This window comes from Pseudoxanthomonas sp. USHLN014, assembly GCF_037153335.1.
Lineage (GTDB): Bacteria > Pseudomonadota > Gammaproteobacteria > Xanthomonadales > Xanthomonadaceae > Pseudoxanthomonas_A > Pseudoxanthomonas_A winnipegensis.
In genome coordinates this window covers 39,057-58,230 of sequence record NZ_JBBCKO010000012.1, presented here as the reverse complement: position 1 = coordinate 58,230, position 19,174 = coordinate 39,057, and the positions used below count along the sequence as shown (strand labels likewise).

Annotated in this window: 23 protein-coding genes; 3 read left to right on the top strand and 20 right to left on the bottom strand. The window is 69.6% G+C overall.

Annotated features, from left to right (window positions below; translation table 11 throughout):
* Positions 1-85: 85 nt before the first annotated feature.
* The 16 genes from WFQ05_RS18205 to WFQ05_RS18130 all read right to left on the bottom strand — a co-directional run bounded on the left by WFQ05_RS18205 (position 86) and on the right by WFQ05_RS18130 (position 13,594).
* Positions 86-634 (bottom strand): redoxin domain-containing protein, encoded by a 549-nt coding sequence (locus WFQ05_RS18205; RefSeq protein WP_131659392.1) that lies wholly within the window; start codon positions 632-634, stop codon positions 86-88.
* A 71-nt stretch (positions 635-705) separates the two neighbouring features.
* Positions 706-1,488: a PHB depolymerase family esterase gene (locus tag WFQ05_RS18200; RefSeq protein WP_337054825.1), complete on the bottom strand. Its 783-nt coding sequence runs from the start codon at positions 1,486-1,488 to the stop codon at positions 706-708.
* 75 nt (positions 1,489-1,563) lie between these two features.
* Complete coding sequence (locus tag WFQ05_RS18195; protein WP_337054823.1) at positions 1,564-2,184, bottom strand: DUF1294 domain-containing protein; 621 nt, start codon at positions 2,182-2,184, stop codon at positions 1,564-1,566.
* Positions 2,185-2,196: 12 nt separating this feature from the next.
* Positions 2,197-3,555, bottom strand: coding sequence for a magnesium transporter (gene mgtE, locus WFQ05_RS18190; protein WP_130521010.1), 1,359 nt, complete (start codon positions 3,553-3,555; stop codon positions 2,197-2,199).
* Positions 3,556-3,706: 151 nt separating this feature from the next.
* Positions 3,707-5,437 (bottom strand): phosphoenolpyruvate--protein phosphotransferase, encoded by a 1,731-nt coding sequence (gene ptsP, locus WFQ05_RS18185; RefSeq protein WP_337054822.1) that lies wholly within the window; start codon positions 5,435-5,437, stop codon positions 3,707-3,709.
* A complete protein-coding gene (locus tag WFQ05_RS18180) occupies positions 5,437-5,706 on the bottom strand; it encodes an HPr family phosphocarrier protein (protein WP_130521006.1) in 270 nt (89 codons plus the stop codon). The genes ptsP and WFQ05_RS18180 overlap by 1 nt, the downstream gene beginning before the upstream one ends.
* A complete protein-coding gene (locus WFQ05_RS18175) occupies positions 5,699-6,091 on the bottom strand; it encodes a PTS fructose IIA subunit family protein (protein ID WP_130521004.1) in 393 nt (130 codons plus the stop codon). Before WFQ05_RS18175 ends, WFQ05_RS18180 begins: the two co-directional genes overlap by 8 nt.
* A 102-nt stretch (positions 6,092-6,193) precedes the next feature.
* Entirely contained in the window at positions 6,194-7,105 is a 912-nt protein-coding gene (gene rapZ, locus WFQ05_RS18170; RefSeq protein ID WP_337054821.1) for an RNase adapter RapZ, read from the bottom strand.
* Positions 7,102-8,052 carry an HPr(Ser) kinase/phosphatase gene (hprK, locus tag WFQ05_RS18165; RefSeq protein ID WP_130521000.1) on the bottom strand — a complete coding sequence of 317 codons (951 nt, stop codon included), beginning with the start codon at positions 8,050-8,052 and terminating at the stop codon, positions 7,102-7,104. Before hprK ends, rapZ begins: the two co-directional genes overlap by 4 nt.
* A gap of 145 nt (positions 8,053-8,197) precedes the next feature.
* Complete coding sequence (gene raiA, locus WFQ05_RS18160; protein WP_130520998.1) at positions 8,198-8,512, bottom strand: ribosome-associated translation inhibitor RaiA; 315 nt, start codon at positions 8,510-8,512, stop codon at positions 8,198-8,200.
* Positions 8,513-8,678: 166 nt separating this feature from the next.
* Entirely contained in the window at positions 8,679-10,121 is a 1,443-nt protein-coding gene (locus WFQ05_RS18155) for an RNA polymerase factor sigma-54 (RefSeq protein ID WP_337054819.1), read from the bottom strand.
* Between the two features lie 54 nt (positions 10,122-10,175).
* Complete coding sequence (gene lptB / locus WFQ05_RS18150) at positions 10,176-10,895, bottom strand: LPS export ABC transporter ATP-binding protein (protein ID WP_130522985.1); 720 nt, start codon at positions 10,893-10,895, stop codon at positions 10,176-10,178.
* A complete protein-coding gene (gene lptA / locus WFQ05_RS18145; RefSeq protein WP_130522984.1) occupies positions 10,895-11,458 on the bottom strand; it encodes a lipopolysaccharide transport periplasmic protein LptA in 564 nt (187 codons plus the stop codon). Before lptA ends, lptB begins: the two co-directional genes overlap by 1 nt.
* Positions 11,436-11,996, bottom strand: a complete 561-nt coding sequence (gene lptC / locus WFQ05_RS18140; protein ID WP_130522983.1) for an LPS export ABC transporter periplasmic protein LptC — start codon at positions 11,994-11,996, stop codon at positions 11,436-11,438. Before lptC ends, lptA begins: the two co-directional genes overlap by 23 nt.
* On the bottom strand, positions 11,993-12,544 hold the full coding sequence (locus WFQ05_RS18135; protein ID WP_228257951.1) for an HAD-IIIA family hydrolase: 552 nt from the start codon (positions 12,542-12,544) through the stop codon (positions 11,993-11,995). Before WFQ05_RS18135 ends, lptC begins: the two co-directional genes overlap by 4 nt.
* A 42-nt stretch (positions 12,545-12,586) precedes the next feature.
* Positions 12,587-13,594 (bottom strand): KpsF/GutQ family sugar-phosphate isomerase, encoded by a 1,008-nt coding sequence (locus WFQ05_RS18130; protein ID WP_337054818.1) that lies wholly within the window; start codon positions 13,592-13,594, stop codon positions 12,587-12,589.
* A 53-nt stretch (positions 13,595-13,647) separates the two neighbouring features.
* Here WFQ05_RS18130 and WFQ05_RS18125 point away from each other — a divergent pair, with 53 nt between their 5' ends.
* Genes WFQ05_RS18125 through WFQ05_RS18115 form a run of 3 tightly spaced genes read left to right on the top strand, consistent with a single transcriptional unit; the run spans position 13,648 to position 15,522 of the window.
* Positions 13,648-13,878 carry a BolA/IbaG family iron-sulfur metabolism protein gene (locus tag WFQ05_RS18125; protein ID WP_130520984.1) on the top strand — a complete coding sequence of 77 codons (231 nt, stop codon included), beginning with the start codon at positions 13,648-13,650 and terminating at the stop codon, positions 13,876-13,878.
* A 37-nt stretch (positions 13,879-13,915) separates the two neighbouring features.
* Positions 13,916-15,187, top strand: a complete 1,272-nt coding sequence (gene murA, locus WFQ05_RS18120) for a UDP-N-acetylglucosamine 1-carboxyvinyltransferase (RefSeq protein ID WP_337054817.1) — start codon at positions 13,916-13,918, stop codon at positions 15,185-15,187.
* On the top strand, positions 15,184-15,522 hold the full coding sequence (locus WFQ05_RS18115; RefSeq protein WP_130520979.1) for a hypothetical protein: 339 nt from the start codon (positions 15,184-15,186) through the stop codon (positions 15,520-15,522). Before murA ends, WFQ05_RS18115 begins: the two co-directional genes overlap by 4 nt.
* A gap of 224 nt (positions 15,523-15,746) precedes the next feature.
* On the opposite strand, the gene WFQ05_RS18110 is transcribed toward WFQ05_RS18115, so the two are convergent.
* From WFQ05_RS18110 to purM, 4 genes are read right to left on the bottom strand one after another with little or no spacing between them, the layout of a single operon-like run.
* Positions 15,747-16,439 carry a DUF3108 domain-containing protein gene (locus WFQ05_RS18110; RefSeq protein ID WP_130522979.1) on the bottom strand — a complete coding sequence of 231 codons (693 nt, stop codon included), beginning with the start codon at positions 16,437-16,439 and terminating at the stop codon, positions 15,747-15,749.
* A 1-nt stretch (position 16,440) separates the two neighbouring features.
* Complete coding sequence (locus WFQ05_RS18105) at positions 16,441-17,253, bottom strand: DUF3108 domain-containing protein (RefSeq protein WP_306991243.1); 813 nt, start codon at positions 17,251-17,253, stop codon at positions 16,441-16,443.
* Complete coding sequence (gene purN, locus WFQ05_RS18100; protein WP_337054814.1) at positions 17,250-17,924, bottom strand: phosphoribosylglycinamide formyltransferase; 675 nt, start codon at positions 17,922-17,924, stop codon at positions 17,250-17,252. The genes WFQ05_RS18105 and purN overlap by 4 nt, the downstream gene beginning before the upstream one ends.
* A 40-nt stretch (positions 17,925-17,964) precedes the next feature.
* Positions 17,965-18,999 (bottom strand): phosphoribosylformylglycinamidine cyclo-ligase, encoded by a 1,035-nt coding sequence (gene purM, locus WFQ05_RS18095; RefSeq protein ID WP_130531859.1) that lies wholly within the window; start codon positions 18,997-18,999, stop codon positions 17,965-17,967.
* Positions 19,000-19,174: the final 175 nt, after the last annotated feature.

Below are 19,174 nucleotides of genomic sequence, written 5' to 3'. Positions count from 1 at the left end.
CTTGGCCCGATTATGCAGACTCCCATGCAAGAAAAAGGCCCCGCGCGCGGGCGGGGCCTTCCGGGAACGTGATGCGTTGCAGCATTCAGTGCGCGCTGTGCTCCAGGGCCTTCACCGCATCCAGCGTTTCCTGCACATGCAGCTTGGGGCTGCGGTCGGAGTAGACGTGGGCGACCTTGCCCTGCGGCGTGATCACATACGAGGTGCGGTCGGACCAGCCGGGCTTCTCGGCCAGGGTGGCGTCGTACTGCGCGGCGATCTTGGCGCCCGCGTCGGCCGCCACCGGGAACTTGCCGCCGCAGGTCTCGGTGTTCTTGGAGAAGTCCGCCAGCTGGTCGGTGTTGCCGGCGGTCACGCCGATCACCGTGGCGCCATGCGCCTTGAACTGGTCCACCGCCTCGGAGAACAGGTGCGCCTCCAGGTTGCAGCCGGCGGTGTTGGCGGCGGGGAAGAAATAAACCACCACCGGGCCCTTCTTCAGCGCATCGGCCAGGGTGAAGGTGAAAGGCTTGCCGGCCAGATAGGCCGGCGCGCTGAAGGCGGGCGCCTCAGCGCCGGTCTTCAGCGCGGCCGAGGCGGTCGAGGCCAGGGTGAGCGCGAGGGCCAGGGCGGCGGACTTGAGCAGGGGCTTCATGGGGTGGCTCCGGGGAAAGTGGCGTGGGTCGTTATACGCCACCGGTCCGGCAGCGGGTGTGGCGGGCGGCGCTACGGGCGACGCTGGGCGAACAGCCAGGCCCACAGCGCCGGGTCGGCGTAGGTGACATCCCAGACGTTGTGATTGCCGTGCGGATACTCGGTGTAGCGCACCGGATGGCCGGCGGCCTCGAAGGCGGCCACCAGCCGGTGGTCGTCTTCTGGCAGGACGATATCGTCCTGCGCGCCATGGAACATCCAGATCGGCGTGCCGCCCAGGCGCGTGGCGATGGCGGCATAGGGATCGGCCAGGCCGTCGACTGGGGTGACGCGCAGGCTCGGCCGCTGCGGGCGCGGTGGATGCACCGCGCCGCACACCGGCGCCAGCGCGGCGAAACGCTCCGGCGCCAGCAATGCCACTTCCCAGGTGCCGTAGCCGCCCATCGAGATGCCGGTGGCGTAGACGCGCGCGGGATCGGCCTGGAACTCGGCCAGCGTCGCCGCCTGCGCGGCCAGCGCGACGCGTGCGTTGGTGCCGGTCCATTCCTCCTCGTCCGGCACCTGCGGCAGGACCACCAGCGCGGGGAAGTCGCGCCGGTGCCGCTGCAGATACGGGCCGAGGCCGGCGTCGAGCTGCTTGCGATTGTCGCGGCCGCGCTCGCCCGAGCCATGCAGGAACAACACCAGCGCCGGCGCACCCTGATAGGCGGCCGGCGAGGGGACGAACACCTGGTAGCGATGCGTCGCACCATCGACCTGCACGCTGCGTTCGACGAAGCGTCCGGACACGGTCTCAGGCCTGGAAGCGCAGGCGGCGAGCAGGGAACAAAGCAACAACAGGGAGAACCTTTTCATGAAACGCATGATCCTGCGGACACAGCGCGCATCCTAGGTCCCTGGCTCGGCTTACGCATGGCGTGCTGCAGCAGATCATGCCCACGGACGACAGTAGACCAGTAGCGCCAAGACCGCACAGTGCGTCGCCACCAGCGACCAGAACGCGATCTGATAGCTCCGCTTTCGGTTCTTGTGACGCAGACTGCGTTGCGCGATCAGCGCCCCAGGCCAGCCGCCAAGCAATTCCAGCAGGTGTAGCGTCTGTTCCGGTGTGCGCCATGCGTTGGATCCGGCTGCACGTTTGTCCAGGGCGTACGCGGTCCAGGTCACGCCGCTCATCGCCAGCACGCCGATCACGCCCCAGTCCGGCACGCGATGGGACCAGGCCAGCCACGCAAGAACCAGCCCGTAGGCGACCAGCATGCACCAGCCCGGCCAGCCTCCATGCCAGGCCTGAGGCGCTTTAGCTGCCGCGCGTTGCCTGGCCGATGCGCTCGGGGGGACGACGCGGCGAACCCGCTTCGCTGCAGGTTGCCCATCGCGGCCCTGGCCCTGCGTATAGCGCAGCCATTCGCCTACTTCCGGCCTGCGCCCCTGCTGCTGGTAGTCGCGGATGTGGAAGAACAGCTTCGGCCCGTCCACTGGCTGGATGAAGCCGTAGCCGCGCGCGTCGTGCCACTCGGTCACCTTGCCCAGCCGCTCGCCGTCGCGCATCCGCCCGCTCCTTCAGAGCAGCACCAGGGTGGCCAGGCCGAGGAAGCTCATGAAGCCCATCACGTCGGTGAGGGTGGTCAGGATCACGCTGCCGGCCAGCGCGGGGTCGAAGCCCATGCGCTTGAGCGCCAGCGGCACGGCCACGCCGCCGGCCGCGGCGGTCAGCAGGTTGAGCGTCAGCGCGGTGCCGATCACCAGCGACAGGCCGGGCTGGCGGAACCACACCAGCACGATCAGCCCCAGCAGCGTGCCCAGCCCCAGCCCGTTGATCAGTGCCACGCCCAGCTCCTTGCGCAGCAGCACGTAGACGTTGGAGGCGCCGATCTGTCCCAGCGCCAGGCCGCGCACCATCAGCGCCAGCACCTGGGTGCCGGCGTTGCCGCCCATGCCGGCCACGATCGGCATCAGCGCGGCCAGCGCGACGATCTTGGCGATGGTGCCTTCGAACTGGCTGACCACCGAGGAGGCGATGAAGGCCGTGCCCAGGTTGATGCCCAGCCACAGCATGCGCCGACGGAAGGCGCGCCGGATCGGCGAGAACAAGTCCTCGTCCTCGTCCAGGCCGGCCGCGCTCATGGCCTGGTGCTCGGCCTGGTCGCGGATGATGTCGACCACGTCGTCGATGGTGATGCGGCCCATCAGGATGTTGTTGTCGTCCACCACCGGCGCCGAGACCCAGTCGTGGTCGGAGAACTTGCGCGCGACTTCCTCCGAGCGCTCCTCCACGTCGATGGCCGGCTGCTCGTCGTCGATCAGGCGGTTGATCGGCGTGGACGGCTCGTGGGTGACCAGCGCGGCCAGCGGCACGCGGCCCAGGTACTGGTGCTTCTTGCTGACCACGAACAGGTAGTCGGTGTGGTCGGGCAGTTCGCCGCGCAGGCGCAGATAGCGCAGCACCACCTCGATGTTGACGTCGGCCCGCACCGTGACCACGTCGGGATTCATCAGGCGGCCGGCGCTGTCCTCGGGGTAGGACAGCACCTGCTCCAGGCGCTCGCGGTTCTCGCGGTCCATCGACTTGAGGACCTCGTCGATGACCGTGTCGGGCAGGTCCTCGACCAGATCGGCCAGGTCGTCGATGTCCAGGTCCTCGACCGCCGCGACGATCTCGTCGGGGTCCATCTCGGCCAGCAGGCTTTCGCGCACTTCCTCGCCGACGTGGACCAGCACCTCGCCATCGTCCTCCGGATCGACCAGGCCCCAGACCACCTCGCGCTTGCCGGGCGGCAGCGACTCGAGCAGGTTGCCGATCTCGGCCGGCGAGAGCGTGTTGACCAGGCGCCGCACTGGCCCCAGACGACCGCTGTCCAGCGCGTCGGAAAGCAGGCGCAGCTGGCGTGCGGTCTTGTCGTGGCGGACGGCTTCTGCCATGCGCATGGCCCCTGTGCGGTCGGTGGAAGCACCGCCTCGCCGATGGACGATGCGCTGCAGGTCAGGTGTTCATCGCGGCATTATCGCTTTTAAGCCAGGAGTGCGTGAAGAGCAGTGAGGAGTGAATGGCACACGCGCTTCCGCTGACGCCTCACTCTTCCTTGCTCGCTCCTGCCTTCGCCAGCCAGCGCTCGATGCCGCTGCGGTCGCGCGCCTTGAGCAGGGCGGGGGCGGCCTTGAGCAGGGCGCCGCGGTCGTGGCCGCGGATGGTGCGGCGCAGTTCGAGCATGTGCGAGGGATGCAGGCTGAAGTGTTCCAGCCCCAGGGCCAGCAGGATCGGCGCCATCGCCGGGTCGCCGGCGATCTCGCCGCACACCGCGACCTGCTTGCCGTGGCGGCGGCCGGCGCGCAGCACGCCGTCGAGCAGATGCAGCAGCGCCGGGCGCAGCGGCGAGTACAGCTCGCCCAGGGCATCGTTGTTGCGGTCGGCCGCCAGCAGGTACTGCACCAGGTCGTTGGTGCCGATGGAGAGGAAATCGACCAGGTCGATGAAGTGTTCCACGCAGATCGCCGCCGACGGCACCTCGATCATCGCGCCGATCTGCACCTGCGCCGCGATTTCGTGGCCTTCCTTGACCAGCTGCCGGGCCAGGCGCTTGAGGCGCTTGCGCACGTCGAGCAGTTCCTCGCGGATGGCCACCATCGGCACCAGCACGCGCACCGGGCCGTAGCCCGAGGCGCGCAGGATGGCGCGCAGCTGGGTATCGAACACCTCGCCGTGCGCGCGCGAGAGGCGCACGCCGCGCAGGCCCAGCGCCGGGTTGGCCTCGCCGCGCAGGGCCAGGCCGGTGCGGTCGGCCTTGTCCGCGCCCAGGTCCAGGGTGCGGATGGTCACCGGCCGCCCGCTCATGCCCAGCACCACGTCGCGATAGGTGTGGAACTGTTCTTCCTCGCTGGGCAGCTCGGCACGCTGCAGGAACAGGAACTCGGTGCGGTACAGCCCGATCCCGGCCGCGCCCAGCGCATGGGCCTGGGCCACGTCCTCGCGCGATTCGGCGTTGGCGTGCAGCGCGATGTCCACGCCGTCGCGCGTACGGGTGGGCTTGCTGCGCAGGCGGCCTAGCTCGCGCTGTTCGCGCTTGAGAACCTTCAGGCGCTGGCGGAACTCGCGCAGGTCCGCGGCGGAGGGTTCCACCACCACCTCGCCGGTCTCGCCATCGACGATCAGCGCATCGCCGTCGTTGATCTTGGCCAGCGCCGCGCTGCAGCCCACCACCAGCGGCATGTGCAGGCTGCGCGCCAGGATGGCGCTGTGCGAGAGCGGGCTGCCGGTGGAGGTGACCACCGCCACCACGCCCTGGGCCTGCAGCTGCGCCAGTTCGGAAGGGGCGACCGTATCGCTGACCAGGATCTCGCCGGCCAGGCCTTCCGGATCGATGGCGCGGCTGTGCAGATGGGCATGGATGCGCCCGATCACATGGTCCAGATCGTCCATGCGGCTTTTCAGGTAGGCGTCGTCCATGTCGCGGAACACGGCCGCCAGGCGGTCGCGCTGCAGGCGCAGGGCGTAGTCGGCGCCGTAGCGGCCCTTGCGGATCAGGTCGTCCAGGCCCTGCAGCAGCTCCGGGTCGTCCAGCAGCAGGGCGTGCAGGTCGAGGAATTCGCCGACCTCGCGCGCCAGCGCGCCGTGCAGGCGCGTGCGCAGCTCGCGCATTTCCGCCCGCGCCGCGTCGATGGCGCCGTGCAGGCGGCCCAGCTCCTCATCGACCTCGCGCGCGCGGATGCGCTGCTCGGCCACGTCCAGCGCGTGCGGCAGGCGCACGCGCGCGCGACCCAGGGCACTGCCGCGCGAAGCCCCGTGGCCCGGCAGCAGTTTCCTCATCAGGCGTCCTCGTCGAAGCGCCGTTCGAACAGATCGACGATGGCCTGCATGCACGCGGCCTCGTCCTCGCCGTCGGTGCGCACGGTGACCTGGGTGCCCTTGCCGGCGGCCAGCAGCATCACGCCCATGATGCTCTTGGCGTTGACCTGGCGCCCCTTGGCGGCCAGGGTCACGTGGCTGCGGAAGGGCGAGACCACCTGGACCAGCTTGGCGGTGGCGCGCGCATGCAGCCCTAAGGCGTTGGAGACGGTGAGTTCGCGCTCAAGCATCGTCGAGGATGGCTCCATTTCGTGAGCCGGCCGCCGCGGTGGCCGGGAGTTCGTCCAGTCCCTGTTCGGGGTAGTTCATCACCCGCAGCAGCATCGGCAGGCTCAGCGCCGAGACGCGCCGTACCGGCGTGCCCAGGCGCGCCACGCGGGCGGCCAGGTTGCTGGGCGAGCCGCCGTAGACGTCGGTCAGCACCAGCACGCCTTCGCCGCCGTCCACGCGCCGCAGCGCGGCCGAGGCCTGCGGCAGCAGCGCGTCCAGGTCCGCGTCGAACGGCACCTCAAAGGCCTCGGCCTTCAACGGCAGGTTGCGCAGCATGCCGCCGGCCACCGCCAGGAGCGAGGGGCCGATGCCAGGATGGGTGATGAGCAGGACGCCACAGGTCATGGTGACAACATTAACAGGCTGATGCCGCGCGCATCGACCTGGGATCACGGTTTTCTCCGTCCCGCGATGCGCCGCAGCACGCGTTGGCGCACGCTTAGCGCGTCAGTCCAGTTCGCGATGGAAGGTGGCGACCTGGTCCCAGCCCTGGGTGCGGGCGTGTTCGGCCAGTCGCTCGGTGAGGAAGACCGAGCGGTGCTTGCCGCCGGTGCAGCCGAAGGCCACGGTCACGTAGCTGCGGGTCTCACCGCGCAGGCGCGGCAGCCAGGTGTCCAGGAATTCGCTGACCTGCTGCACATAGCGCTGCACGTCGTCCTGCGCCTCGAGGTATTCGCGCACCGGGGCGTCGCGGCCGGTCAGCGGGCGCAGCTCGGGCTGCCAGTGCGGGTTGGGCAGCACGCGCGCGTCGAACACGAAGTCCGCATCGGCCGGCACGCCGCGGCGGTAGGCGAAGGATTCGAACAGCAGCGAGGGCGCGTCGCGGCTGTCGAAGGCGAACTCGCCGACCACGCGGCGGCGCAGCTGGTGCACGTTGAGCTGGCTGGTGTCGATCACCAGGTCCGCCTCGAGCCGCAGCGGCTGGGTGACCTGGCGCTCGCGCGCGATCGCCTCGGGCAGCGATAGGCCGGTATGGCTCAGCGGGTGGCGTCGGCGCGTGTCCGAGTAGCGGCGCAGCAGCACCGCGTCCTCCGAGTCGAAGAACACCAGCTTGGCGTCCAGCCCCAGCCGTCCCACCGCCGCGCGCCACAGCGAGAGCCTGGACAGGTCGCTGTGGCGGTTGCGTACGTCGATGCCCACGGCGACCTTCTGCGGCAGCACATCCTCGCGCATCAGGCTGCGGATGAAGTCCGGCAGCAGCTCGATGGGCAGGTTGTCCACGCAGTAGTAGTCCAGATCCTCCAGCGTCTTGAGCGCCACCGACTTGCCCGAGCCGGACAGGCCGCTGACGATCAGCACGAACGGCGCCTGCGCCGGTTCGGCGGGCTTGGCGCCCTCGTCGGTCGGGGCCTGACTCATGGCGTGCTGCGCTCCAGCAGGTTGCTGTGGCGGGCGATGAACATCGCCGCCGGGTCGATGCCCTTGGTGCGCAGGATGTGCAGGCGCGTGGCCGCCTCGGTCAGCACCGCCAGGTTGCGGCCGGGCATCACCGGCAGGGTGATCAGCGGCACGTCCAGGTCCAGCACGTGGCGCGCGCCCGAGTCGCCGGTGAGGCGGTCGTAGCCGTGCACGCCGGGCTCGGTCATCGGCCGGGTCAGGTGCACGATCAGGCGCAGGTACTTGTTCTTCTTCACCGAGGTGTCGCCGAACATGTCGCGCACGTTGAGCACGCCCAGCCCGCGTACCTCCAGCAGGTCCTGCAGCAGTTCCGGACAGGTGCCGTCGAGCACGTCCGGCGCGATCTGGGTGAACTCGGGCGCGTCGTCGGCCACCAGGCGATGGCCGCGGGTCAGCAGTTCCAGCGCCAGCTCGCTCTTGCCCGAGCCGGCCTCGCCGGTGATCAGCACGCCGATGGAATAGATCTCCATGAACACGCCGTGCAGCGTCACCCGCGGCGCCAGCGTGCGCGCCATGTGGTAGGACAGGAAGTTGAGCAGCTCATGGCCGCGGCGCGGCGAGACCCACAGCGGGGTCTCGGTCTCCTCGGCGGTGGCGCGCAGGTCCTCGGGGCAGGACTGGTTCTTGCTGATCACCAGCGCCAGCGGCCGGTCGGCCATCATCTTCTCGATGGTCTCCCAGCGCTGGCGCGAATCCAGCCCGTCCAGCCAGGCCAGCTCCTCGGTGCCCAGGATCTGCACCTTGTTAGGATAGATCGCATTGAGGTAGCCGGCCAGCGAGGGCCGGCGCTTGACCTTGCCGGCGGTGTCGATCTGGCGCTTGCCGCCGGCCCGCCCGGCGATCCAGCGCAGGCCCAGCTTGTCCTTCATCTGCTCGAACAGCTCGCTGGCGGTGATGCTGGAATTCATGGCGTCGGGGAAAGCGGCATCGAAGCCCGATGATACGACGTGCCGGTGACACATCCACGCGCGCTGCCGCCCGGCGCGGCGCCATAACGCAGACGGCGGCCGAAGGGCCGCCGTCTGGTGAGGACGCATCGTGGCCGGGACAGGCTCAGTCGGCGTTCTCGCCGCGGCCGCGCTGGCGGTCGATCTGCTTGCGCTTGTGCTTGAGCACCAGCCGGTCCAGCTTGTCGGCCAGGATGTCGATCGCGGCGTACATGGTCTCCGCGCCGGCATCGGCGTGGAGGGTACGGCCGGAGAAGTTGATCGTGGCTTCGGCCACGTAGTCGGGCTTGGAGAACCCCAGTTGCGTGCGGCATTCGAGCGGCTGGTCGAAATGTCGTTCAAGGCGCTTGAGTTTCGTCTCGACGTAGTCACGCAGTGCCGGGGTGACTTCCATCGACTGGCCGTAGGTCTCGATTCGCATCGCATTGTCTCCTGCAGTGGTTGTTGCGTCGGTTGTTGGGACAAACCGGGCGGGCGTGGGGTTCCTTGCTGCTCCTGTGGTTGGCGGGGTTGGGTTCAAGTTCGCACCGGTCGGCCCGGTGTTCAAGCTGGCAGGTGGCAGGTGAACCTGCCGCCAATCTCAAGGATCAGCCCATCCGCACGCGCTCGTGCGAGGACAGGATGTCCATGGCCTCACGATACTTGGCCACCGTGCGCCTGGCCACCGGCACGCCTGACGATTTCAACAGGTCGGCCAGCTTGGCGTCGGACAGCGGCTTGCGCGGGTTTTCGGACTCGATCAGCTTGCGGATCATCGACTGGATGGCGGTGCTGGAGGCTTCCCCGCCGCCCTCGGTGCTCACCCCCGAGGCGAAGAACGCGCGCAGGGGCAGGGTGCCGCGCGGGGTGCGCACGTACTTGCGGGCGATGGCGCGCGAGACGGTGGACTCGTGCAGGCCGACCTCGCCGGCGACCTCGCGCAGGGTCAGTGGGCGCAGGGCGGCCTCGCCGAATTCCAGGAAGCCGGCCTGCTGGTGGATCAGGCAGCGGGTGACCTTGAGCAGGGTGTCGCCGCGGGCCTCCAGGCTCTTGAGCAGCCAGCGCGCCTCCTGCAGGTGGCCGCGCAGGTAGCCGGCATCCGACTCGCTGCACTGGCGGATCATCGACTCGTAGCCGCGGTGGATGGACACCCGCGGAAGATGCTGGCTGGCCAGGGCCGCGCGCCAGATGCCCTTCTGGCGCCAGACCACGCAGTCGGGCACCACATAGGTGTCCTGGCTGAGTTCGCCGATCTGCACGCCCGGCTTGGGATCCAGCGAGCGCAGCAGCGCCACGGCGTCCTCGACCTCGGCCTGGGGGCGCTTGAGCTCGCTGGCCAGGCCGGCCACGCCGCTGCGCGGCAGCTTCTCCAGCAGGGCGCCCTGGGCGATGGTCAGCGCCAGCGCACGGCCGGGCGTGTCGGCCGACAGCACGTCCAGCTGGAGGCACAGGCACTCGCCCAGCGAGCGCGCGCCGACCCCGACCGGATCGAAGCGCTGCAGCTGGCACAGCACCGCCTGGATCTCGTCCTCGCCGGCCACGACCTCCGGCCGCAGGGTCTGGGCGATCTCGGCCAGCTCGGTGCGCAGATAGCCGTCGTCATCGATGGCGTCGATCACCGCCGCGCCGATGCGCCGGTCGCGCAGGGACAGCTGCGACAGATGCAGCTGCCACAGCAGATGGTCCTGCAGGCTGTCGGTCTGGGCCACGCGCTCTGCCGCGCTGCCGAGGTTGTCGTCGTCGTCGAACGAGCCGCCGGACCCGCCGCCGCCCTCGTTGCTCCAGGGATTCTCGTCGGCCTGCCAGTCCTCGCGCTCGGGCTGGCGCTCTTCGGGCGGCTCGTCGGCGGGGGCGTGGTCGGCGTGGTCGACGCCGCCGGCCTGGGCATCGGGGCCGTCCTCGGCCCAGTCCAGCAGGGGGTTGGTCTCCACCGCCTCGGTGATCTCGGCCTCCAGTTCGGCCGCGGACATCTGCAACAGACGGATCGCCTGACGCAGCTGCGGCGTCATGACCAGTTGCTGGCCCAGCGATGTCTGGAGGCGTGGCTTCATTCGCGAACCGTCAGGATAGCGGACCGAACGCCTACCGCGTTCGCCACGCGCGCCTCACAGCCGGAAGGTCTCTCCCAGGTAGACGCGACGGACGTCCGCGTTGGCCAGCAGTTCGTCCGGAGCCCCCTGCGCCAGCACGCTGCCTTCGGCGAGGATATACGCCCGGTCGCAGATTCCCAAGGTTTCGCGGACGTTGTGGTCGGTGATCAGCACGCCGATGCCGCGGTCCTTGAGGTGGGTGATGATGCGCTGGATCTCGCCGACCGAGATCGGGTCCACGCCGGCGAAGGGCTCGTCCAGCAGCATCAGACGCGGCTTGGCGGCCAGGGCGCGGGCGATTTCCACGCGGCGGCGCTCGCCGCCGGACAGGCTGGCGCCAAACTGGTCGGCGACATGGCTGATCTGCAGCTCTTCCAGCAGCGAGGCCAGCTCGCGCTCGGCGCCGTCGCTGTCCAGGTCCTCGCGCAGCTCCAGCACCAGGCGGATGTTGTCGGCCACGGTCAGCTTGCGGAACACGGAGGGTTCCTGCGGCAGATAGCCCACGCCGAGCTTGGCGCGGCGGTACATCGGCTCGCTGGTGATGTCCTGGCCGTCCAGCACGATGTTGCCGGCGTCGGCCGAGACCAGTCCCACGATCATGTAGAAGCAGGTCGTCTTGCCGGCGCCGTTGGGGCCGAGCAGGCCGACCACCTCGCCCTGGTCGAGGGTCAGGCCGAATTCGCGCACCACCTCGCGCTGCTTGTAGCGCTTGCGCAGTCCCTGGGCCGACAGCATTACTTGGTCCCCGGCTTGGCGGGAGCGGGCGCGGCGCCCGCGGCGGGGGCCTTGTTCTTGGGCTGGATCACGGTGCGCACGCGGTTGCCGTCGCCGCCGCTCTGCATGTTGCCGGTCACGGTGTTGTAGACCATCTTCTCGCCCGCGTTGGTGCCGCGGGGGGAGGTGATCTTGTAGTTGCCGGTCAGGGTGATGATGTTGTTGGTGATGTCGTAGTCGATCCGGTCGGCGGTGGCATCGATGGGCGTGCCGTCATCGTTGATCTGGTGCAGCGTGGGCTGCTTGGTCTTGGTGCCGGTGAACACGCCGCGCGAGACTTCGCCGGCCTTGCGGTAGATCAGGCCCTTGTCGGCATGCACTTCCAGGGTGCCCTGCACGATGACCACGTTGCCGGTCAGCGTGCTGACGCCATCGTCGGCGAAGCTGATGTCGTTGGTGTCCGAGTCGATGGTCATCGGCTGGTCGCGGTCGGATTTCTTGGCCAGTGCGCCTCCCGCCACCACCAGCAGGCAGGCGGCCGCCAGCGCGGCCAGGCCAGTCTTATTGCGCGGATTTGGGCACATAGCGTGTTTTCACCTTGGACTTGAACTGGAATTGTTGGGTCTGTGAGTTGATGACGAAACCGGTGCCCTGCATGATCGCGCCGGGCTGGGTGAGCGTGGCCGGCTGGTCGGTGCTGGCGATGTGCTGATCGGGGAACACATCGAGCCGGCTGGTGGTGAATGTCGAGCGGGTCGCCGCCTCGGGCGGGCTGTTGCCGATCACATCCCCGGTCAGCACGGCCTTCTCGCCCTTGGCCGCCACCCAGGCGCTCTTGCTGCGCAGCTCCCAGTGGTGCCCGTCCTTGTCGGGCATCAGGAACAGCGGGGTGGTGATGCTGAAGGTCTCATCGCTGGCGGTGCGGTGCATTTCCGGGGCGCGCAAGGTCACGCCCTCGGTCCCGTCCTTGTTGAGGGTGACCATCTCGAAGTCGTGCATGATGTAGTCCGACTGCGCGGCCGGGCCACTGGTGTGCGGCTTCTTGCGATTGTTCCAGGCCGACCAGCCGAACAGCAGCAGCGCCACCAGCAGCGCCAGTCCCAGGCCCATGCGCCAGTTCATGCGGCGCCCTCCTGCAGCAGCCGCTCGACATGCCCTTGCGCGGCCAGCACCAGGTCGCAGGCCTGGCGCGCGGCGCCATGGCCGCCGCCGGCTGGGGTCGTCCAGTGCGCCAGCGGCGCCACCCAGGGATGGGCGTTGGCCGGCGCGACCGCCAGCCCAACCCGGCGCAGCGTGGTCAGGTCGGCCAGGTCGTCGCCCATGAACAGGACCTGCTCCAGGGCCAGGCCGCGCTCGGCGCACAGCCGCTCGACCAGGCCCAGCTTGTCCTTGACGCCCTGGTGCACGCCGATGCCCAGTTCGCGCGCGCGGTGCTCGACCACCTGGCCGCTGCGCGCGGTGACCAGCATCACCTCGATGCCATGCCGGCGCAGCAGCACCAGGCCCAGCCCGTCCTGCACGTGGAAAGTCTTGCCTTCACGGCCCTCGGCATCCAGGAACAGCCCGCCGTCGGTCAGTGTGCCGTCGACGTCGAAGCAGGCCAGGCGCACGCGCGCGGCGCGTTGCAGCAGGGCGTCGGTGACGTCGGGCAGGTGGGCATGGGCGGTCAAAACGGGGCGGTCCTTCATGAATAGGCGCAGGTGGCGTGGTTCTTACACCACGCGTGCACGCAACAGGTCGTGAACATTGAGCGCGCCGATCACGCGCTGCTCGGCGTCGACCACGATCAGGCCGCTGCCGATGTTGCGGGTTTCCAGCAGGCGCGCGGCCTCGGTGGCCAGCGCCTGCGGCCCGATGGTGACCGGGTGACGGGTCATCAGGCTGGCGATGGGCGTGGTGTGGATGTCCAGCCCGGCATTGTCCAGGGCGCGGCGCAGGTCTCCGTCTGTGAAGATGCCGCGCAGCACGCGCTGGTCGTCCACCACGGCGGTCATGCCCAGCCGCTTGCGGCTCATCTCCACCAGCGCCTGGGCCAGGGTGGCGTCCTGGGACACGGTCGGCACGTCCTCGCCGGTGTGCATGACATCGCTGATGTGCACCAACAGGCGCCGGCCCAGGCTGCCGGCCGGATGCGAGCGGGCGAAGTCCTCCGAGGTGAAACCGCGCGCCTCCAGCAGGGCCACGGCCAGCGCGTCGCCCATGGCCAGGGTGGCGGTGGTGCTGGAGGTCGGCGCCAGGTGCAGCGGGCAGGCCTCGGCCGGGACGCTGACATCCAGGTGCAGGTCGGCCTGGCGGGCCAGGGTCGAGGCCGGGCGCCCGGTCATGGCGATCACCAGGTTGCCCTGGCGGCGCAGGACCGGCAGCAGCATCAGGATCTCGTCGGACTCGCCGGAGTAGGAAATGGCCAGCACGATGTCCGCGTCGGTGATCATCCCCAGGTCGCCGTGACCGGCCTCGCTGGGGTGGACGAAGAAGGCCGGCGTGCCGGTGGAGGCCAGGGTCGCGGCGATCTTGCGCGCGATATGCCCCGACTTGCCCATGCCCATGGCCACCACTCGCCCGGCGCCGGCCAGCACCATCCGGCAGGCGGCCGAGAACGGGCCGTCGATGCGCTGGGCCAGCGCGGTCAGCGCGTCGGCCTCGATCTGCACCGCGCGACGGCCACTGGCGGCCAGGGCGGCATCGTCGACGGGAACGCTGTGCTGCGCGGTGGAAGGCATCGGTGGCGATGGCCTGGGCTTAGAATGGTCGGCCATTTTAGGAGGAAAGGCCGTTGGACGCCGAAACCATCCGTGAACTCATCCAGACGGGCCTGCCCGGCGCCCAGGCGCGCGTGCAGGGCGATGACGGCGTGCATTTCGAGGCCACCGTGGTCTGCGAGGCGTTCAAGGGCAAGCTGCCGCTGGCGCGCCACCGCATGGTCTACGCCACCCTGGGTGACCTGATGGGCGGCGCGATCCACGCCCTGCAACTCAAGACCGTCACCCCCGACGAAGCCGCCTAAGCGCGGTCGCGTTCCCTTTCGGACATCCCCAAGCTCCATGCAGAAGATCATCGTCACCGGTGGCGCGCCGCTCAACGGCGAAGTCACCATCTCCGGCGCCAAGAACGCCGTGCTGCCCATCCTGTGCGCCACGCTGCTGGCCGACGCGCCGGTGGAGATCACCAACGTCCCCAACCTGCACGATGTGGCCACCACGGTGAAGCTGCTGGGCGGCATCGGCGCCGGGGTCGAGATCGACGAGGGCGGCGACGGCGCGGGGCGCCGCATCACCATCGACCCGAGCACCGTGGACCGCTTCGTGGCTCCTTACGAGCTGGTGCGCACCATGCGCGCCTCGATCCTGGTGCTGGGCCCGCTGGTGGCGCGCCACGGCGCGGCGGTGGTGTCGCTGCCGGGCGGCTGCGCCATCGGCTCGCGTCCGGTCGATCAGCACATCAAGGGCCTGCAGGCGCTCGGCGCGCATATCACCGTCGAGAACGGCTACATCAAGGCGCGCGCGGCGCGGCTGAAGGGCACGCGCTTCGTGTTCGACATGGTCACCGTCACCGGCACCGAGAACGTGATGGCCGCCGCCACGCTGGCCGAAGGCACCACGGTGCTGGAGAACGCGGCGATGGAGCCGGAGGTCACCGACCTGGCCGACTGCCTCAACGCGCTGGGCGCGCGGATCGAAGGCGCGGGCACCTCGCGCATCGTCATCCATGGCGTCGAGCGCCTCGGCGGCGGTCGCCACGCCGTGGTGCCGGACCGCATCGAGACCGGCACCTTCCTGGTGGCCGCGGCGATGACCGGCGGCAGGATCACCGCGCGCAGCGCGCGTCCGGACACGCTGGAGGCGGTGCTGGACAAGCTCACCGAGGCCGGGGCGCACATCGAGACCACGGCCGACACGATCACCCTGGACATGCAGGGCAAGCGGCCCAGGGCGGTCGATCTGACCACCGCGCCGTACCCGGCGTTCCCGACCGACATGCAGGCCCAGTTCATGGCGCTCAACTGCGTGGCCGAGGGCGTGGGCGTGATCAACGAGACGATCTTCGAAAACCGCTTCATGCACGTCAACGAGCTGCTGCGCCTGGGCGCGGACATCCGCGTGGAAGGCCACACCGCCATCGTGCGCGGCGCCGCCCAGCTGTCCGGCGCCCCGGTCATGGCCACCGACCTGCGCGCCTCGGCCTCGCTGATCCTGGCCGGCCTGGTGGCCAGCGGCGAGACCACGATCGACCGTATCTACCACCTGGATCGCGGCTACGAGAACATCGAAGGCAAGCTCGGCGCGCTGGGCGCCACCATCAGGCGCGCGTCATGACGATGATCAAGCGCCGCACCGGAACGCCGGTGTTCTCGCGTCGGCGCCGTGCGCTGCTGACGCTGGTGGGGATCGCGCTGCTGGCGGTGGCGTGGATGGCCTGGATCGGCGCGGCCGGTCTGAGCGGCATCTCCAGCAAGGACATGGACTGGGACGGCAACGGCCAGGTCACCGGCCAGGAGATCGCCCAGTCCTATTACGCGGTCGTCGCGGAGAAGACCACCGAAGGCAATCGCACCTGCACCACCTACAAGTGGCGCAGCAGCGGCACGCAGATCCGCGTCGAATGCCGCACCGAGCTGCATCCGGCGCAAGCGGGCGAGGCGAAGAAGTAGGCGGCATGCGCGGCATCGCGCAGATGTCGCCGGCTTTAGTCGTTCCAAAAAAATGCGGGCGCCGCCACAAGGGCGGCTCCCACTTGTAGAGCGGAGCTTGCTCCGCTGCCTTTCGGCCGGATCGTCGGGAAGCCCTAGCGGAGCAAGCTCCGCTCTACAAGGAGGCCGCGCTCGATCTGAGAGACAGCTGCTCCCACGGGTTCGCTAGGAACTCCCGCTTCGGATCAGTTGAACGAGGTCAAGGTCAGGTCGTAGGAGTCCTGACCGTTCTCCCGCTGCAGCATGCGCGCCGGCACCGGCATGTCCGGCACCACCCACACGATCATCTGCTTCTTGCCCTCGGTCTGGCTGACCTTGGTCGCGGTGACCTGCTTGCCTGCGATGGTGATGGTGTCCTTGCCGGTGACCTGATAGCTCATCGGCGTGGCCTTGCCGTTCTCCAGCATGCGGTAGTTGAGCGTCTGCTTGCCGGCGTGCACGTCGCGCACGATGGCCAGGTTCACCAGCAGTGCGTCCATGTCGCCGGGCTCCAGCGCGACCGGGCCGCGGCGGTTGTCCTTGATGTCGCCGCTCCAGGTGGCCTGCTTGCTGGCCCAGTCGTAGGCGGTCTTCACCTGCTTGCTCTTGACCAGCACCAGCGAGGCATCGCTGGAGGACAGCGGACGGAACTGGCCGTCCTTCTCCTCGAAGGTGGTGGACTGGGTCAGGTTGACCAGCTGGTTGCGCACGTTCAGGTCGTACTTCCACTTGCCGGCGCCCTGGGCGGCCAGGGTCATCTGGCCGTTGCCCTGCATGCCCATGGCACTGGCCTGGTAGGTGGCGTTGAACGGCTGCAGGGCCAGGGCCGGCGCCGCGGCCAGGGCGAGCACGGCGATGGCGGCCAGCGCCTTGAGCGGGCGGATCGGGTTGGATGTCATGTCATTGCACTCCCTGGTAATCGATGAGGCGCAGGTCGATGGCGTCCTCGCCATCGTCGCGTTGCAGCATGCGCACGGGGGTGGGCACGCCGGAGGCGACCCAGAAGATCTGTTCGCGGTCGCCGCCGTTGGTGCGGGCCACGCGCATGGCGTCGTAGCTGAGTTCGCCGACCTGCACGATCTCGGTCTGCGGGGCGACCGCGTACTGGTACTGGCGCGCGCGGCCATTGTCGACCACGCGGTAGTCCAGCGCCGCGCCCGGCTTGGCGTCGCGCATGATCGCCAGGTCCAGCAGCAGCGAGCTCATGTCGCCGGCCTTCAGCGGCACCGGCGCGCGCCGATCCTTGTCGACCTTGCCTTCCCACTGCGCGGTATTGCTGCGCCAGTCGTAGCTGCCGGTCTGCTGCTTGTCGCCGAACACGGCCTTGCGCACCGTGCTCTGGCTCAGCGGCCGCAGCAGGATGCCGGCACCGGTGTCGGTGACGTCGAACACCGTGCTCTGCTGGATGTTCAGGCGCAGCAGGCTGGCCACGCCGCGCTCGCCGCGGATCTCCAGATCCAGCCGCCACTGGTTTCCCTCGCGGTGTACCACCTGCAGGGTGGCATCGCCGGCGCGCTTGCCCTTGTACCAGGCCTCGTAGGTGGCGGTGAACGGCGCCAGCGTCCAGGGCTGGGGGGCGTCCGGCGCGGCGCTGTCGGCAGCCGCTGGCGCGGCGGGCGGTGTTGCGTTGGGCGTCGCCGGCGCCTGCTGGGCCTGGGTTGCGGGCACGGCACAGGCGAGCAGCAGGATGCCGGTCAGCAGGATGGTCTTCACGGGGTCGCTTCGGGGTCGGGCATGCGCCGTTCGAGGGAATCTAGTGTCAGCGGCGTAAATCGCGGCTGACCATCGACGTGGGTCGTGCCATCACGTTCAGACAGGCGCCCGGCCACCGCCAGGCGCAGCACCGCGGGCAGCAGGCGGTGTTCGAGTTCCAGCACGCGCGAGGCGAGGCTCTCGGGCGTGTCGCCGGCCTCGACGGGCAGGCGCGCCTGGGCGATCAGGCTGCCGGCATCCAGCTCGGGAATGACGAAATGCACGCTGCAGCCATGTTCGGCATCGCCGGCGGCCAGCGCCGCGGCATGGGTGTGCAGGCCGCGGTGGCGCGGCAGCAGGGAGGGGTGGATGTTGAGCATGCGCCCGGCGAAGCGCGCGATCAGCGCCTCGCCCAGGATGCGCATATAGCCTGCGCACACGATCCAGTCGGCGCCGGAGGCGGCCAGGGCGTCGCCCAGCGCCTGCTCGTAGGCCTGACGGCTCTCGAAACTGGACGGCCTGGCCGACCAGCGCAGCTCCGCCGGCACGCGCATCAGCGCGCCGGCCTGCGGGCGGTCGGAGAAGACGCCGACCAGGCGCGCGTCCAGCCGACCTTGCGCGATCGCGTCGAGGATCGCCTGCAGGTTGCTGCCGCGCCCAGAGGCCAGCACCGCGATGCGGGGCAGGGTCATGCGCGGCGCCCGGAGCGAGGGCAGGGCAAGCGCCGGGCCGTCAGCCGATCCGCACGCGCTCGCCGGCGCCGGCGGCCACCACCTGGCCGATGCGCCAGTGGCCGATGCCGGCCTGGTCCAGGCTGGTCTCCAGCGCCGCGGCGCTGGCCGGATCGGCGATCAGCACGAAGCCGATGCCGCAGTTGAAGGTGCGCCACATCTCCGCGTCGGCCACCGCGCCGGCCTGCTGCAGCCACTGGAACAGCGGCGGCAGCGGCCAGGCGCTCGCGTCGATGTCCAGGCCCAGGCCGTCGGGCACGACGCGGATGATGTTCTCGGTCAGGCCGCCGCCGGTGATGTGGGCCATGGCGTGGATGGGCTTGCCCGCGCCCGCGCCATGGCTGCGCAGCAGCGCCAGCACCGGCTTGACGTACAGGGTGGTCGGCGCCATCAGCGCATCGATCAGCGGCACGCCGCCGATATCCAGCTCGGCCGGGCGACCGGCGCGGTCGTAGATGCGGCGGATCAGCGAATAGCCGTTGGAGTGCGCGCCCGAGGACGCCAGGCCGATCAGCACGTCGCCTTCGCCCACGGCGCTGCCGTCGAGCATCTCGGCCTTCTCGACCGCGCCGACGGTGAAACCGGCCAGGTCGTATTCGCCCGGGGCGTACATGTCGGGCATCTCCGCGGTCTCACCGCCGATCAGCGCGCAGCCGGACAGTTCGCAGCCCTTGGCGATGCCGCCGACCACGGCCACGGTGGTGTCCACGTCCAGCTTGCCGGTGGCGAAGTAGTCCAGGAAAAACAGCGGCTCGGCGCCCTGCACCAGCACGTCGTTGACGCACATGCCGACCAGGTCGATGCCGATGGTGTCGTGGCGGCCCAGTTCTTGTGCCAGCTTGAGCTTGGTGCCGACGCCGTCGGTGCCCGAGACCAGCACCGGCTCGCGGTACTTGCCGGACAGGTCGAACAGGGCGCCGAAGCCGCCCAGGCCACCCATCACCTCGGGCCGGAAGCTGCGCTTGACCAGGGGCTTGATCCGTTCGACCACGGCGTTGCCGGCGTCGATGTCCACCCCCGCGTCGCGGTAGGTCATGGGCGTGGCGGCGGGCGGGTTGGGCTGGGTCACAAGGCGGCCGGATCTGAGGGAGGCGGGGGCGCATTTTAAGGGAAGTGCGTCCCTCGGCGTGCGCGGCGTGAACGGGGCGTGCTGGCGGTGGCGGGCTGTTCGGGCAACAATCCGCACGATTCGCTGTTGACTTTAGGACGCT

Excerpts from the sequence above, each read along its gene's own strand:
- WFQ05_RS18205 (WP_131659392.1), bottom strand. The coding sequence starts at position 634 with ATGAAGCCCCTGCTCAAGTCCGCCGCCCTGGCCCTCGCGCTCACCCTG.
- WFQ05_RS18200 (WP_337054825.1), bottom strand. The coding sequence starts at position 1,488 with ATGAAAAGGTTCTCCCTGTTGTTGCTTTGTTCCCTGCTCGCCGCCTGC.
- WFQ05_RS18195 (WP_337054823.1), bottom strand. The coding sequence starts at position 2,184 with ATGCGCGACGGCGAGCGGCTGGGCAAGGTGACCGAGTGGCACGACGCG.
- mgtE (WP_130521010.1), bottom strand. The coding sequence starts at position 3,555 with ATGGCAGAAGCCGTCCGCCACGACAAGACCGCACGCCAGCTGCGCCTG.
- ptsP (WP_337054822.1), bottom strand. The coding sequence starts at position 5,437 with ATGAGGAAACTGCTGCCGGGCCACGGGGCTTCGCGCGGCAGTGCCCTG.
- WFQ05_RS18180 (WP_130521006.1), bottom strand. The coding sequence starts at position 5,706 with ATGCTTGAGCGCGAACTCACCGTCTCCAACGCCTTAGGGCTGCATGCG.
- WFQ05_RS18175 (WP_130521004.1), bottom strand. The coding sequence starts at position 6,091 with ATGACCTGTGGCGTCCTGCTCATCACCCATCCTGGCATCGGCCCCTCG.
- rapZ (WP_337054821.1), bottom strand. The coding sequence starts at position 7,105 with ATGAGTCAGGCCCCGACCGACGAGGGCGCCAAGCCCGCCGAACCGGCG.
- hprK (WP_130521000.1), bottom strand. The coding sequence starts at position 8,052 with ATGAATTCCAGCATCACCGCCAGCGAGCTGTTCGAGCAGATGAAGGAC.
- raiA (WP_130520998.1), bottom strand. The coding sequence starts at position 8,512 with ATGCGAATCGAGACCTACGGCCAGTCGATGGAAGTCACCCCGGCACTG.
- WFQ05_RS18155 (WP_337054819.1), bottom strand. The coding sequence starts at position 10,121 with ATGAAGCCACGCCTCCAGACATCGCTGGGCCAGCAACTGGTCATGACG.
- lptB (WP_130522985.1), bottom strand. The coding sequence starts at position 10,895 with ATGCTGTCGGCCCAGGGACTGCGCAAGCGCTACAAGCAGCGCGAGGTG.
- lptA (WP_130522984.1), bottom strand. The coding sequence starts at position 11,458 with ATGTGCCCAAATCCGCGCAATAAGACTGGCCTGGCCGCGCTGGCGGCC.
- lptC (WP_130522983.1), bottom strand. The coding sequence starts at position 11,996 with ATGAACTGGCGCATGGGCCTGGGACTGGCGCTGCTGGTGGCGCTGCTG.
- WFQ05_RS18130 (WP_337054818.1), bottom strand. The coding sequence starts at position 13,594 with ATGCCTTCCACCGCGCAGCACAGCGTTCCCGTCGACGATGCCGCCCTG.
- murA (WP_337054817.1), top strand. The coding sequence starts at position 13,916 with ATGCAGAAGATCATCGTCACCGGTGGCGCGCCGCTCAACGGCGAAGTC.
- WFQ05_RS18115 (WP_130520979.1), top strand. The coding sequence starts at position 15,184 with ATGACGATGATCAAGCGCCGCACCGGAACGCCGGTGTTCTCGCGTCGG.
- WFQ05_RS18110 (WP_130522979.1), bottom strand. The coding sequence starts at position 16,439 with ATGACATCCAACCCGATCCGCCCGCTCAAGGCGCTGGCCGCCATCGCC.
- purN (WP_337054814.1), bottom strand. The coding sequence starts at position 17,924 with ATGACCCTGCCCCGCATCGCGGTGCTGGCCTCTGGGCGCGGCAGCAAC.
- purM (WP_130531859.1), bottom strand. The coding sequence starts at position 18,999 with ATGACCTACCGCGACGCGGGGGTGGACATCGACGCCGGCAACGCCGTG.